General features: G+C 73.7%; 12 protein-coding genes. 7 read left to right on the top strand and 5 right to left on the bottom strand.

The window, feature by feature from the left end:
- Window positions 1-23: 23 nt before the first annotated feature.
- On the bottom strand, window positions 24-2,132 hold the full coding sequence (gene glgX / locus JOF41_RS24240; protein ID WP_189222733.1) for a glycogen debranching protein GlgX: 2,109 nt from the start codon (window positions 2,130-2,132) through the stop codon (window positions 24-26).
- A 182-nt stretch (window positions 2,133-2,314) separates the two neighbouring features.
- Here glgX and JOF41_RS24235 point away from each other — a divergent pair, with 182 nt between their 5' ends.
- Genes JOF41_RS24235 through JOF41_RS24220 form a run of 4 tightly spaced genes read left to right on the top strand, consistent with a single transcriptional unit; the run spans window position 2,315 to window position 6,021 of the window.
- Entirely contained in the window at window positions 2,315-3,100 is a 786-nt protein-coding gene (locus tag JOF41_RS24235) for an ABC transporter ATP-binding protein (protein ID WP_229795481.1), read from the top strand.
- A gap of 41 nt (window positions 3,101-3,141) precedes the next feature.
- A complete protein-coding gene (locus JOF41_RS24230; RefSeq protein WP_189222735.1) occupies window positions 3,142-3,921 on the top strand; it encodes an enoyl-CoA hydratase/isomerase family protein in 780 nt (259 codons plus the stop codon).
- The gene (locus JOF41_RS24225) at window positions 3,911-4,867 is read left to right on the top strand and encodes a class I SAM-dependent methyltransferase (RefSeq protein ID WP_209622172.1); all 957 of its coding nucleotides are present in this window, start codon (window positions 3,911-3,913) and stop codon (window positions 4,865-4,867) included. The genes JOF41_RS24230 and JOF41_RS24225 overlap by 11 nt, the downstream gene beginning before the upstream one ends.
- Window positions 4,867-6,021: a THUMP-like domain-containing protein gene (locus JOF41_RS24220; protein ID WP_209622169.1), complete on the top strand. Its 1,155-nt coding sequence runs from the start codon at window positions 4,867-4,869 to the stop codon at window positions 6,019-6,021. The genes JOF41_RS24225 and JOF41_RS24220 overlap by 1 nt, the downstream gene beginning before the upstream one ends.
- Window positions 6,022-6,343: 322 nt before the next feature.
- Here JOF41_RS24220 and JOF41_RS24215 read toward each other — a convergent pair whose 3' ends face one another.
- Window positions 6,344-7,279, bottom strand: a complete 936-nt coding sequence (locus tag JOF41_RS24215; protein WP_209622166.1) for a nucleoside hydrolase — start codon at window positions 7,277-7,279, stop codon at window positions 6,344-6,346.
- Between the two features lie 18 nt (window positions 7,280-7,297).
- On the opposite strand from JOF41_RS24215, the gene JOF41_RS24210 reads away from it, so the two are divergent.
- The 3 genes from JOF41_RS24210 to JOF41_RS24200 are packed head-to-tail and all read left to right on the top strand — an operon-like array spanning window position 7,298 to window position 8,900.
- Window positions 7,298-7,726, top strand: a complete 429-nt coding sequence (locus JOF41_RS24210) for a GNAT family N-acetyltransferase (protein ID WP_209622163.1) — start codon at window positions 7,298-7,300, stop codon at window positions 7,724-7,726.
- The gene (locus JOF41_RS24205; protein ID WP_189222740.1) at window positions 7,723-8,475 is read left to right on the top strand and encodes an acyltransferase; all 753 of its coding nucleotides are present in this window, start codon (window positions 7,723-7,725) and stop codon (window positions 8,473-8,475) included. The genes JOF41_RS24210 and JOF41_RS24205 overlap by 4 nt, the downstream gene beginning before the upstream one ends.
- A complete protein-coding gene (locus JOF41_RS24200) occupies window positions 8,472-8,900 on the top strand; it encodes a protein-tyrosine phosphatase family protein (protein WP_189222741.1) in 429 nt (142 codons plus the stop codon). The genes JOF41_RS24205 and JOF41_RS24200 overlap by 4 nt, the downstream gene beginning before the upstream one ends.
- A gap of 76 nt (window positions 8,901-8,976) precedes the next feature.
- On the opposite strand, the gene JOF41_RS24195 is transcribed toward JOF41_RS24200, so the two are convergent.
- Genes JOF41_RS24195 through JOF41_RS24185 form a run of 3 tightly spaced genes read right to left on the bottom strand, consistent with a single transcriptional unit; the run spans window position 8,977 to window position 12,492 of the window.
- The gene (locus tag JOF41_RS24195; protein ID WP_209622160.1) at window positions 8,977-10,227 is read right to left on the bottom strand and encodes a glycosyltransferase family 4 protein; all 1,251 of its coding nucleotides are present in this window, start codon (window positions 10,225-10,227) and stop codon (window positions 8,977-8,979) included.
- 31 nt (window positions 10,228-10,258) lie between these two features.
- Complete coding sequence (locus JOF41_RS24190) at window positions 10,259-11,746, bottom strand: 1,4-alpha-glucan branching protein domain-containing protein (RefSeq protein WP_209622157.1); 1,488 nt, start codon at window positions 11,744-11,746, stop codon at window positions 10,259-10,261.
- Window positions 11,743-12,492 carry a class I SAM-dependent methyltransferase gene (locus JOF41_RS24185; RefSeq protein WP_209622155.1) on the bottom strand — a complete coding sequence of 250 codons (750 nt, stop codon included), beginning with the start codon at window positions 12,490-12,492 and terminating at the stop codon, window positions 11,743-11,745. Before JOF41_RS24185 ends, JOF41_RS24190 begins: the two co-directional genes overlap by 4 nt.
- Window positions 12,493-12,801 lie beyond the last annotated feature (309 nt).

Here is a 12,801-nt window from a genome sequence, read left to right as displayed (position 1 = left end):
ACCCCGATCCATCCCGGACGGTCTCAGCCGGGGATGCGCAGCAGGAGCAGGCAGTGGGCGGGCAGGGTCAGGGTGGAGCCGGGCGTGAACGCCCCCGGTGTGGCGGGCGCGCCGTCGGCCGTGGTGGAGTCGATCACCGGCTCGTACCGGTGGCCGTACTCCGGCCCCGGCAGCACCACCGGCACCGGGTCCGCCCCGGCGTGCAGCAGCAGCAGCCACGAGTCGTCCGAGACCAGCTCGCCCTCGCGGGTGCGCGACAGGCTGGTCGACCCGTCGACCCACATGCCCAGGAACCGCCTGCCCTCGTCGAACCAGTCGGTCTCGGCCATCTCCTCGCCGTCGGCCCGGAACCACACCAGGTCCGGCGCGCCGTCCGGGGTGGAGCGCCCCTCGAAGAACTCCGGCTGCCGCAGCGCCGGGCTGGTCGCCCGCAGCGAGATCACCCGCCGGGCGAACGCCAGCATCGACTCGGCCTCGTCGGACAGCTTCCAGTCCACCCACGACGTCTCGTCGTCCAGGCAGTAGGCGTTGTTGTTGCCGCCCTGGGTGCGCCACATCTCGTCACCCGCGGTCAGCATCGGGGTGCCGGTGGACAGCAGCAGCGTGGCCAGCAGGTTGCGCGCCTGCCGCGCCCGCAGCGACAGCACCGCCGGGTCGTCGGTCTCGCCCTCCGCGCCGCAGTTCCACGAGCGGTTGTCGTTGGTGCCGTCGCGGTTGTCCTCGCCGTTGGCCTCGTTGTGCTTGTCGTTGTAGGACACCAGGTCCCGCAGCGTGAACCCGTCGTGCGCGGTGACGAAGTTGATCGACTGCCACGGCCTGCGCAGGTCGCCCGCGTACAGGTCGGAGGACCCGGACAGCCGGTAGGCCAGGTCGCGCACGCCGGTGAAGCCGCGCCAGAAGTCCCGCACGGTGTCGCGGTAGCGGCCGTTCCACTCCGCCCACTGCACGCCGAAGTCGCCCACCCGGTAGCCGTCGCCGGTGGCGTCCCACGGCTCGGCGATCAGCTTGCACCGGGACAGCACCGGGTCGGAGGTGATCGCGGTCAGCAGCGCCGAGGAGCGGTCGAACCAGCCGCCGCCGGGCCTGCCCATGGTGGAGGCCAGGTCGAACCGGAACCCGTCCACGCCCATCTCGGTGGTCCAGTACCGCAGCGAGTCGGTCACCAGCCGCACCACCTGCGGCGAGCCCGCCTCGGTGGTGTTGCCGCAGCCGGTGATGTCCAGCGTGCCGCCGCCCGCGATGTGCAGGTAGTAGCCCGGCGCGTCGAAGCCCCGGTAGCACAGCGTGGGGCCGTCCGGGCCGCCCTCGCAGGTGTGGTTGTAGACCACGTCCAGCACCACCTCGATGCCCGCCGCGTGCAGCGCGGCCACCATGGTGCGGAACTCCTCGACCTCCTTGCCCGGCTCGGCGGCGTAGTCCGGGTGCGGGGCGAAGTAGCTCAGCGTCGAGTAGCCCCAGTAGTTGTGCCTGCCGCCGCGGACCAGGGCGGGTTCGTCGATGAAGGCGTGCACCGGCAGCAGCTCCACCGTGGTCACGCCCAGCCGCACCAGGTGCTCCACCGCCGCCGGGTGCGCCAGCCCCAGGTAGGTGCCGCGCAGGTGCTCGGGCACGCCGGGGTGCCGCTTGGTGAACCCGCGCACGTGCAGCTCGTAGATCACCGCCTCCTCGAACGGCACCTCCGGCTTCGCGCCGGTGTCCGGCCCGCCCGGCGAGGTCACCACCGACAGCGGCACCTTGCCCAGGGTGTCCACCGGCGAGGGCGGGCCCAGCATCGGGTCGTCCAGGTAGCCCAGCGCCGCGTCCAGGTCGGTGACCTTGCCCTCCACCCGCCGCGCGTACGGGTCGACCAGCAGCTTGGCCGGGTTGCAGCGCAGGCCGCGCGAGGGGTCGTAGGGGCCGTGCACGCGGTAGCCGTAGCGCTGACCGGGGGTCACGCCGGGGACCAGGCCGTGCCACACGCCGAACGTGCGCTCGGGCAGCTCCACCCGCTCCTCGGAGCCGTCCTCGCCGATCAGGCACACCTCGACCGCCTCGGCCGGGGGCGCGGACACGGCGAAGCGCACGCCACCGGCTTCCGGGTGCGCGCCCAGCGGGAACGGTCGACCTGCCAGCACCGTGGAGTCGTGAGCCATGCCCTTGATCCTGGCAGGGGTGACCGACGCGCACAGCGCCGCGCGGCCCGCGCGGCGGACGTGTTCCCCGACACCTGCCCCGCCGTCCCCGGTCTCCGGGCGGGTCGGAAACAATGGCCCTCGTCGTGGCGTCGACGGGGCGAGGCAGGGCAGGCGTGGAAAACGAGGATCTGGTCATCCACATGCAGGGTGTGTCCGTTCGACGTGGCCGGACCACCCTGGTCGGGGACGTCGACTGGGACGTGGAGCTGGACGAGCGCTGGGTGGTGCTGGGCCCCAACGGCGCGGGCAAGACGACCCTGCTGCGCCTGGCGGGCGCCGAGCTGCACCCGACCAAGGGCAGGGTGTCGCTGCTGGGCGAGCGCATCGGCCGCACCGACGTGTTCGAGCTGCGCCCGCGCATCGGGCTGTCCTCGGCGGCGCTGGCGGGCCGCATCCCGGCCGACGAGAAGGTCGTGGACGTGGTGGTCAGCGCCGGGTACGCGGTGCTGGGCCGCTGGCGCGAGGAGTACGACAAGCTCGACACCGGCCGGGCCAGGGAGCTGCTGGGCGCGCTGGGCGTCGAGCACCTGGCCGACCGCGCCTACGGCACGCTGTCCGAGGGCGAGCGCAAGCGCACCCTGATCGCCAGGGCGCTGATGACCGACCCGGAGCTGCTGCTGCTCGACGAGCCCGCGGCCGGGCTGGACCTGGGCGGCCGGGAGGACCTGGTGGCGCGGCTGTCGCAGCTGGCGCTGGACCCGGACGCGCCCGCGATGGTGCTGGTCACCCACCACGTGGAGGAGATCCCGCCGGGCTTCACCCACGCGCTGCTGCTGCGCGAGGGCGGTGTGGTCGCGCAGGGCCTGCTCGACGACGTGCTCACCGAGGACAACCTGTCCAAGACGTTCAACCAGCCGCTGGAGCTGACCCGGTCGGGTGAGCGCTACTTCGCCCGCCGCAAGGACGGCGCCGCCCCTACCCAGTAGTAACCTGCGGGGCGCACCGCCCGAGAGGTCGAGGAGGACCCGTGGCCGAGTTCGTGGGGCTGGAAGTCGAGGACGGCATCGGCACCATCCGGCTGGACCGCCCGCCGATGAACGCGCTCAACCGGCAGGTCCAGGAGGAGATCCGGGCCGCCGCCCAGGAGGCGGCCCAGCGCGACGACGTGCGCGCCGTGATCGTCTACGGCGGGCCGAAGGTGTTCGCCGCGGGCGCGGACATCAAGGAGATGGCCGAGCTGTCCTACGCCGAGATGGCCGCCCGCGCGGGCGCGTTCAGCTCGGCGCTGCGCGCGGTCGAGGAGATCCCGAAGCCGACCGTCGCCGCGATCACCGGCTACGCCCTGGGCGGCGGGTTCGAGCTGGCGCTGTGCGCGGACCGGCGCATCGCGGGCGACAACGCCAAGGTCGGCCAGCCGGAGGTGCTGCTCGGCGTCATCCCCGGCATGGGCGGCACGCAGCGGCTGCCCCGGCTGATCGGCCCGAGCCGGGCCAAGGACCTGATCTACACCGGCCGGTTCGTCGGCGCCGAGGAGGCGCTGCGCATCGGCATGGTGGACGAGGTCGTCGCCCCCGACGACGTGTACGCGGCCGCCAAGCGCTGGGCGGGCCAGTTCGTCAACGGCCCGGCGCGCGCCTACGCCGCCGCCAAGGCCGCCATCGACGGCGGGCTGGACACCGACCTGGGCAGCGGGCTGAAGCTGGAGAGCCACCTGTTCGCGGCGATGTTCGCCACCGAGGACCAGAAGGCGGGCATGAAGTCGTTCATCGAGAACGGTCCGGGGAAGGCGCAGTTCAGTGGAAAGTGACCCCAAGCCGCATCCGCACGCCACCGCCGAGGAGGTCCAGGCGGCCTACGCCGACCCCAAGCTCGCCAACGTGCTCTACCACGACTGGGAAGCGGGCACGTACGACGAGAAGTGGTCGATCTCCTACGACGAGCGCTGCATCACCTACGCCACGGACCGCTTCCGCGCCGTCTCCGGCGGCGTCGGCCCCTACCAGCACGCCCTGGAACTCGGCTGCGGCACCGGGTTCTTCCTGCTCAACCTGATGCAGGGCGGCGTCATCGAGAAGGGCTCGGTCACCGACCTCTCGCCGGGCATGGTCGAGGTGGCCCTGCGCAACGCGGAGAACCTGGGCCTGCCGGTGGACGGCCGGGTCGCCGACGCCGAGCGCATCCCCTACGACGACGACACCTTCGACCTGGTCGTCGGGCACGCGGTGCTGCACCACATCCCGGACGTGCCCGCCGCGATGCGCGAGGTGCTGCGGGTGCTCAAGCCGGGCGGCCGGTTCGTCTTCGCGGGCGACCCGACCAACATCGGCAACTTCTACGCCCGCAAGCTCGGCCAGCTCACCTGGTGGCTGACCACCAACGTGACCAAGCAGGTGCCCGCGCTGAACTCGTGGCGGCGTCCGCAGGCCGAGCTGGACGAGTCCTCCCGCGCCGCGGCCCTGGAGGCCGTGGTGGACCTGCACACCTTCGACCCGTCGGAGCTGGAGCGCACCGCGCGCGGCGCGGGCGCGGTCGAGGTGCGCGCGGTGACCGAGGAGCTGTCGGCGGCGCTGTTCGGCTGGCCGGTGCGCACCTTCGAGGCCGCGGTGCCCAGGGAGAAGCTGGGCTTCGGCTGGGCGATGTTCGCCTACCGGACCTGGCAGCGGCTGTCCTGGCTGGACGAAAACGTGCTGGCCAAGGTGCTGCCCAGAGAGGTCTTCTACAACGTGTCGGTGACCGGCCGCAAGCCGCTGTAGTGGGCTACGGCTTCAGCCTCGACGACGTGGCGTACCTGCGTTCCGACGCCGGGTGCGCCGCGCTGTCGGCGCTGGCTGACCTGCCGCTGACGCCCGAGTCCCGGCTGGCGGACGTGGCCGCCGCCCGCCGGGTCGCCCCGGACCACTTCGCGGCGGTGCTGGAAACCCTGCTGCTGCGCCGAAAAGCCGTGTCCAAAGTGGATTTCGCGGACGGGTTGTTCACCGACGAGGCGCTCCAGCAGGCGACCGCCGCCGAGGTGGCGCGGCACCGGGCGGCCCGGTTCGCGGGCCGCGTCGTGCACGACGTGACGTGCTCGATCGGCGCGGACCTGGCCGCGCTGCCCGAGGGTTCCCTCGGCTCGGACCTCGACCCGGTGCGGCTGGCCATGGCCCGGCACAACCTCGGCCCGGACAAGGTGCTGCTGCGCGCCGACGCGCTGCGCCCCGTCTCGCGCGGCACAGCCGTGCTGGCCGACCCGGCCCGCCGCGACTCGGCGGGCCGCCGCACGTGGCGGCCGGAGGACTTCGCGCCCCCGCTGGACGAGCTGGCCGCCGCCTACCGGGGCCGCGACCTGGCGGTGAAGTGTGCGCCGGGCGTGGACTTCGCCGTCGCGCCGTGGGCGGACGAGGTGGAGCTGGTGTCGCTGGACGGGCAGGTGCGCGAGGCGTGCCTGTGGACCGGCGGCCTGGCCACGCCGGGGGTGTCCCGCCGCGCCACGGTGCTGCGCTCGGGGGCCCCGGCGTGGACCATCACCGACGCCGAGCCCGACGACTGCCCGGTGACGCCGCCGGGGGAGTGGCTGGTGGACCCGGACGGCGCGGTGGTGCGGGCCGGTCTGGTGCGCCACTACGCGGCCCGGTTCGGCCTGGCCCAGCTCGACGAGCGGATCGCCTACCTGACCGGCCCCGAGCCCCCGCCGGGCGTGCGCGCGTTCCGGGTGGTGGAGCACGGGCACTACACCGAGAAGGCGCTGCGGTCCGTGCTGCGCGCGCACGACGTGGGCAGGCTGGAGATCCTGGTGCGCGGCCTGGACGTCGACCCGAACGCGCTGCGCCGCAGGCTCAAGCCGTCCGGCTCCGCCGAGGCGACCGTGGCCCTGACCCGCGTCGGCAGGCGCCCGGTGTACCTGCTCACCCACGCCGAGCGCACCTAGGACGCGCCATGCCCGCCCTCGGTGTCATCCACCTATGGGCGTGTCGGGCGTGTCGCCCTCGCGAGTCGAACGCTCAGAACCCCCGAATTCAACATTCGCGCACCCCGACCCGCACTTTCGCGCCCTCCGACCCCGCGCTTTCCGTGCCTCGGGTAGTAGCTACCGACCTCTCCGCCCCCGTCGGGTGGTACTTGCCGACGCCTCAGGGCAGCGGGGACGGCGCGACCCGCCATCCTTGGCGACCTGCCGCGCGGCGAGCGCACCCCCACCACACCCCAACGACGAACTCGCGGTACCTGAGCGTTCGACTCGCCGGGAGGGGTTAGGAAAGGGTGGTCAGGCGGTCGAGGATGAACGCGCGGACCTCGTCCAGGTCGGCGTCCGTGGCCACGTCCACCTTCTTCGCCTGGTCGGTGGTCAGCCGCTGGTCCACGACCAGGCCGCCGCGGCTGGGGCCGAACGCGCAGTCCACCTCGACCGGGTAGCGGGTGGTCCGCAGCAGGCCGGGCCGCACCGCTTCGGCGACCGCGACGGCGTCGTGCAGCGCCATGCCGTCCCAGCCCAGGGACCGCCGGTAGGACTCCCGGTAGTCCGGGGTCAGGCCCACCAGCGCCCGGCCCGCGCCCGCGCGCCCCACCCGCTCCAGCCACGCGCCGTCCACCGCGCAGCGCCACGTCAGGTCCACGGTGACCAGGGTGGTGGGCACGTCCTCCTCGACCAGCACCCGCCGCGCCGCCTCCGGGTCGCTCCACAGGTTGAACTCCGCGCGGGCGGTGACGTTGCCGCCGCCGATCCCGCCGCCCATGATCACCAGCCTGCCGATCTTCGGCTTCAGCCGGGGGTGCGCGGCCAGCAGGGCGGCGATGTTGGTCAGCGGGCCGATGGGCACCACGGTGACCGGCCGGTCGGCGGCCTCCAGCAGCTCTCGCAGCAGCGAGACCGCGTCGCGCTCGTCGACGCCGGTGGTCGGCTCCGGCAGGGTGTGGGCGAAGCCGGACAGCCCGTCGGAGCCGTGCGCGGTGGACAGGTGCGGCTGCGGGTGCACCAGCGGCCGGTCCGCGCCCGCCGCCACCGGCACGTCCTCGCGCCCGAGCAGGGCCCGCAGCCGCAGCGCGTTCCGCGTGGTGCGTTCCAGGCCGACGTTGCCGAACACGGTGGTCACGCCGAGCAGCTCGACCTCCGGGCTGGCCACCGCCAGCGCGAGCGCGAACGCGTCGTCCACGCCGGGGTCGGTGTCGATGATGAGCGGGGTCGTCATGTGCACCATCCTGGACGGGTGATCGAGGTGCGCGCGCTGGAGGTGGCCGATTGGCGGCTGTGGCGCGATCTGCGGCTGGCGGCGCTGCGGGACGCCCCGGAGGCGTTCGGCTCGTCCCTGGCGGACTGGCAGGACGCGGGTGAACGGCGCTGGCGGGAGCGGCTGACCGGCTCGTACAACGCGGTCGCGCGGCTGGGCGGCGAGCCGGTGGGCATGGTCAGCGGGATGCCCGACGACGAGCACGTGGAGCTGATCTCCCTGTGGGTCGCGCCGTCCGCGCGCGGACGCGGCGTGGGCGACGCGCTGGTGGATTCGGTGGTGCGCTGGGCCGCGCCGAGGCGGGTCGTGCTGCGGGTGGCCGAAGGCAACCGGCACGCACTGGCGCTGTACCTGCGGCACGGGTTCGTCGAGTCCGGCGGTGGCGCGCTGGTTAGGGTGCCGGCATGACCAGCATGTGGGGTGCTCCCGTGTGGACCAGGTGGCGCGGCAGCCGCCGCGACCCGGCGCAGGCCCGCTTCCTCACCCTCGCGTCGCTGCGCTGGGTGCTGCGCCACCGTGCGTACACTCCGTGGTACCTCGTCCGCTACTGGCGGCTGTTGAAGTTCCGGTTGGCCAACCCGCACGTGGTGCTGCGCGGCATGGTGTTCCTGGGCCGCAAGGTGGAGCTGCACTGCCGCCCCGGTTACGGGCGGCTGGAGATCGGCCGGTGGGTGCACATCGGCGACGGCAACGCCATCCGCTGCCACGAGGGCTCGCTGCGCATCGGCGACAAGGCGGTGTTCGGCAAGGACAACACCGTCAACTGCTACCTCGACGTCGAGATCGGCGCGGCGACGCTGGTCGCGGACTGGGTCTACATCTGCGACTTCGACCACGTGACCGCCGACATCACCCGGCCGATCAAGGACCAGGGCATCGTGAAGTCGCCGGTGCGCATCGGCCCGGACTGCTGGCTGGGCACCAAGGTCACGGTCACCAGGGGCACCAGGATCGGCCGGGGCTGCGTGCTCGGCGCGCACGCGGTGGCGCGGGGGGACATCCCGGACTACAAGGTCGCGGTGGGGATTCCCGCGCGCGTGGTGCGCGACCGGCGCGAGGACTACGAGGCGGACGCGGTGCGCCGCGCCGCCGTCGAGGACATGGCCCGCAAGGCCCGTGAAGCCCTGGAACGAGCACGGAACGGGAGCAACCTGTGAAAACCCTGCCAGGCGCGATAGAACTGCCCGACGGCACCCGCGTGCGCGGTCGCGGGTTGAAGCGCTCGACCGCCGACGGCGTCCCCGACTACGGCCTTTACCTGGGCGGGAAGACGCTGCGCCGCAAGTTCGACGACCGGCTGACCTGGCCGCACGAGTGGGTCCACTGGCCGGACTTCCTGCTGCCCACCGACCGCGCCGCCGCCGTGGCGCTGATCAAGGACCTGCACGAGCGGGCCAAGAGCGGGCAGCGGGTCGAGGTGGCCTGCGGGGGCGGCGTGGGGCGGACCGGGACGGTGGTGGCGTGCCTGGCGATCCTGTCCGGCGTGCCCGCGGACGAGGCCGTGGCGTGGACGCGGGAGCACCTGAACCACCGCGCGGTGGAGACGCCGTGGCAGCGGGCCTGGGTCCGGAGCTTCGCCTGACGCGCGCAACCCGCGAGCGTTGAACTCGGGGGTCCTCAGCGTTGAACTCGGGGGTGCTGGGCGTTCGACTCGCGGGTCAGAGGAAGGCGTTGCCGGTGGCGATCTTGGGGCGGCCCAGCGCGCGGGGCGGGCCGGGGGTGGCGGCGCGGTAGACCTCGGCGGTGCCTGCGGCGATGCGGGACCAGTCGAAGTCGGTGGCCAGGCGGGCCTTGGCGGCGCGGGCGCGGCGCTGGGCGGCGGGGCGGTCGGCCAGCACCGAGCGCACCGCCCGCGCCAGGGCGTCCACGTCGCCGGGCGCGAAGGACAGGCCGGTCCGGCCGTCCAGCACGACCTCGCCCAACCCGCCCGCGGTGGACGCCACCAGTGGCGCGCCCGCCGCGGCGGCCTCCAGGGCCACGATGCCGAACGGCTCGTACTTGCTGGGCAGCACCACCGCGTCCGCCGCGGCCAGCACCCCGGCCAGCTCCCGGTCGGACAGGTGGCCGACGAAGTCCACCGCGCGCCGCACCTTGTGCTTGCGCGCCTGCTCCACCAGCCAGTCGCGGTGCGTGCCCTCGCCCGCCACGACCAGCCGCGCGCCCCGGTGCCACCGGCGCACGCGGGGCAGCGCGGCGATCAGGTCCTGCACGCCCTTCTCCCACTCCAGCCGCCCGAAGAACAGCAGCAGCGGGGCGCCGTCGGGGCTGTGCCGCTCGCGCGCGGCGGCCACGTCGGCGGGCCGCACCCGCCAGCGCCCTGGCTCGATCCCGTTGTGCAGCACGGTGATCGCCGCCGGGTCCACGTCGAACAGGTGCGCCACCTCGGTCCGCATCGCGGCCGAGCAGGTGATCAGGGCGTCGGCGCGGTTGGCCAGCCACCACTCCACCGAGTGAACCTGCTGGTTGAGCACGTGCGACAGCCACCCGCTGTGCCGCCCGGCCTCGGTGGCGTGCACGGTGGCCACCAGCGGCGCGCCGCTCGCCTCGGCCAGCGCCACCGCCGCGTGCGTCACCAGCCAGTCGTGGGCGTGCACCACGTCCGGCCGCCAGTCGCGCAGCAGCGCGTGGCCCGCGCGGATCATCGCGTGGCCCATGCCCAGCGTCCACGCCACCAGGTCGCGCTCGAACACCAGGTGCGCGGGGTCCTCGGCGACGCGGATCAGCCGCACGCCCCCGGACACCTCGTCGGTCGTCGGGTGGGTGATGGCGTCGGTGCCCGCGGGCTGGCGGCACAGCACCACCACCTCGTGCCCCTGCCGCGCCAGGTGCGCCGCCAGGGCGTGCACGTGCCTGCCCAGACCGCCCACGACCACCGGCGGGTACTCCCACGACAACATCAGCACGCGCATGGCGCATCCTCCCATTCCCGGTGGGCGGGCATCAGAGGGACCGCGCGTCGAGGTGGCCGAACGGGCCGTCCACCCGCCTCAGCTCGGCGGCCCGCTCGTGGCCCCGCCCGGTGCTGCCCCGTCCGGTGCGGCACAGCGCGGCCAGCTCGGCGAACCGGTCGGCGTGCACCTTGGCGCGGTAGCGGGCGTAGTCGGCGGCCGAGTCCTTGGTGACCATGAACGCCCAGTCGCTGGACAGCGACAGCAGCGCCTCGCGCACCGCCTGGTCGGCCACCGGGTCGCGGACCGGGCCGGACAGGTCCAGCTCCAGCAGCTCCCGCTGCACCTCGGCGTTGCCGTGCACGATGTCGCTGACCTGCGGGCCGTGCCAGGTGTGCCAGTCCTTGCCCGCGCCCCACGACGACGGCGGGATCTCCACCGGCCCGGCCACGTGGCCCGCCTCGACCGCGCCGCGCAGCGTGGTGACGCGCACGCCCGCCTCGGGCAGCGCGCGCAGCACGGCTTCCAGCCAGGCCGGGCCCTCGTGCCACCAGTGCCCGTACAGCTCGGTGTCGTAGGCGGCCACGACCAGCGCGCGGCCGTGCCGCTCGCGCAGCGACCTCAGCCGCTCGACCACGACGTCGACGAAGTCCTCGGCGTGCCGCCGCACCGCCGCCGCGGCCAGGTCGGGGTCGTAGGGCTTCTTGTCGCGCGGGTCCACGTGCACCCCGGTCACCCGCGACGGCTTGAGGCCGCTGGGGTGGTCGTAGGTGTGGAAGTCGCGGTAGGCCGGGTCGCCGGGGTAGCCGACCTTGGGCGACCACACCCGGTAGGACACCTCAAGGTCGCGGCCGAAGCAGACCACGTCCGAGTCGCCGACGGTGCGGCCCGCCCAGGTCTGCCCGCGCAGCGACGGACCGTCCACCACGAACCGCCGCACGCCCGCCGCCGCGTACCCGGCCTCCATGCCCGGCGCGTACGCGCACTCCGGGGCCCAGATGCCCTCGGGGCGGGTGCCGATCCGCCGCTGGGTGTCGTCCAGGCCGGTGCGCAGCGCGAACGCGCGCAGCCGCTCGTCCAGCAGCGGCTGGAACGGGTGCGCGGCGGGTCCGCCGAGCAGCTCGACCACGCGGGAGTCCACCAGGGACCGCAGCAGCGGCGAGAAGCCGTGCCGCCAGCGGGTCTCGAACTCCTCCAACGCCCACCGCGAGGCGCGGTGCTCGCGGGCGGCCAGGTCGGGCAGCCCGCGCGCCGCGCCGTGCGCCCGCAGCTGCCAGTTGCCCAGCCAGTCGTGCAGGCCGCGCAGGCAGTACGGGTCGTCCAGCTGGGCGGCCAGCACCGGTGTCACGCCGAGGGTGAGCACGTCTTCACGGCCTTCGTCGGCGAACCGCCGCAGCAGGTCCACCACCGGCAGGTAGGAGTGCGCCCACGCCTGGTAGAGCCACTCCTCGCCGACCGGCCAGGCGCCGTGGTGCGCCAGCCAGGGCAGGTGGCTGTGCAGCACCAGGCAGAACGTCCCCTCGGACCCCTGCCCGGTCACCGGCGCACCGCCACGGCCACCAGGTCGAGGCTGGTGTCGAGGCCGTCGTCGGTGATCTCGAAGTCGTCGCCGCGCACCGCGCTCACGGCGGCCAGCAGGTCGGCGGGCCACCGGCCGCCGCCGTCGACGACCACGCGGACCTGGGCGTCGATGAGCGAGCCGCCGAAGGCCGCGTCCAGCTCGCGCAGCCGGGGGCCGTGCCGCAGCCCGGCCAGCCGCTCCACCCGCAGCCCCGCGCCGACCAGCAGCCCGGCCAGCTCGTCGGGGGCCAGCTCCCTGGTGTGGAACGGGTTGAGCGGGGTGTCGCGGCCGGGGGAGAAGGTGAGCCGGTTGGGGGTGGTGACCAGCAGCCTGCCGCCGGGGCGCAGCACCCGCGCGCACTCGGCCAGGAAGCCCTCCTGGTCCCACAGGTGCTCGATGACCTGGAGGTTGGCCACCACGTCCACGGAGGCGTCGCGCAGCGGCAGCGCGGCCAGGTTGCCGCGCAGCACCGCCAGCTCGGGGTAGGCGCGGTGGGCGTGCGCGGCGGTGAGCTCGTCGTAGTCCAGCGCGACCACCCGCGCGGCCCCCCTGGCGAGCAGGGCGGCGCCGTAGCCCTCGCCGCAGCCCGCCTCCAGCACCTCGGCGCCCGCGCACAGGGGGGCCAGGTCGAGGTAGGCGGCTTCGTGGCGGCGGAACCAGTAGTTCTCCTGCGGGACGCCCGGCACGGTCCGCTCACCGGTGAGGGGCAGTGGCTCGACGGTCACCCGGCCCAGGGTAGTTGCCCGTTACTGGCGGGTAGGCACCGGCCGTCCGGTCCGCATGTCACCGGTTCGGGTGAATCCCGAATGCCGGTCAACTGATTGTTTGCTGCAACACACATTTTTTCGTACCCCACACTTTTTACCATAATTAGCCTCATCGGGTGATGAGAAGTAACGTTCTGTTGGGGTAGTTTCGGAAAGTTGTCGGAAAAAATCCACTCTAACGGGTGACTTTACCCATGAGCGGGTTCATACGGCGTTCAGGACGACTGATCAGTGCGTCGCTATCCTCGGCGAATCTTGATAACCGGA

The sequence above is a fragment of the Saccharothrix coeruleofusca genome (genome assembly GCF_017876325.1).
Classification (GTDB): Bacteria; Actinomycetota; Actinomycetes; order Mycobacteriales; family Pseudonocardiaceae; genus Actinosynnema; species Actinosynnema coeruleofuscum.
Note: the sequence above shows the minus strand (reverse complement) of the source record. Positions and strands in the feature narration are given on the sequence as shown.

What these genes read in the sequence shown, in the direction of transcription:
- JOF41_RS24195 (WP_209622160.1), bottom strand. Translation starts at nt 10,227, where the DNA reads ATGCGCGTGCTGATGTTGTCGTGGGAGTACCCGCCGGTGGTCGTGGGC.
- JOF41_RS24205 (WP_189222740.1), top strand. Translation starts at nt 7,723, where the DNA reads ATGACCAGCATGTGGGGTGCTCCCGTGTGGACCAGGTGGCGCGGCAGC.
- JOF41_RS24235 (WP_229795481.1), top strand. Translation starts at nt 2,315, where the DNA reads ATGCAGGGTGTGTCCGTTCGACGTGGCCGGACCACCCTGGTCGGGGAC.
- glgX (WP_189222733.1), bottom strand. Translation starts at nt 2,132, where the DNA reads ATGGCTCACGACTCCACGGTGCTGGCAGGTCGACCGTTCCCGCTGGGC.
- JOF41_RS24215 (WP_209622166.1), bottom strand. Translation starts at nt 7,279, where the DNA reads ATGACGACCCCGCTCATCATCGACACCGACCCCGGCGTGGACGACGCG.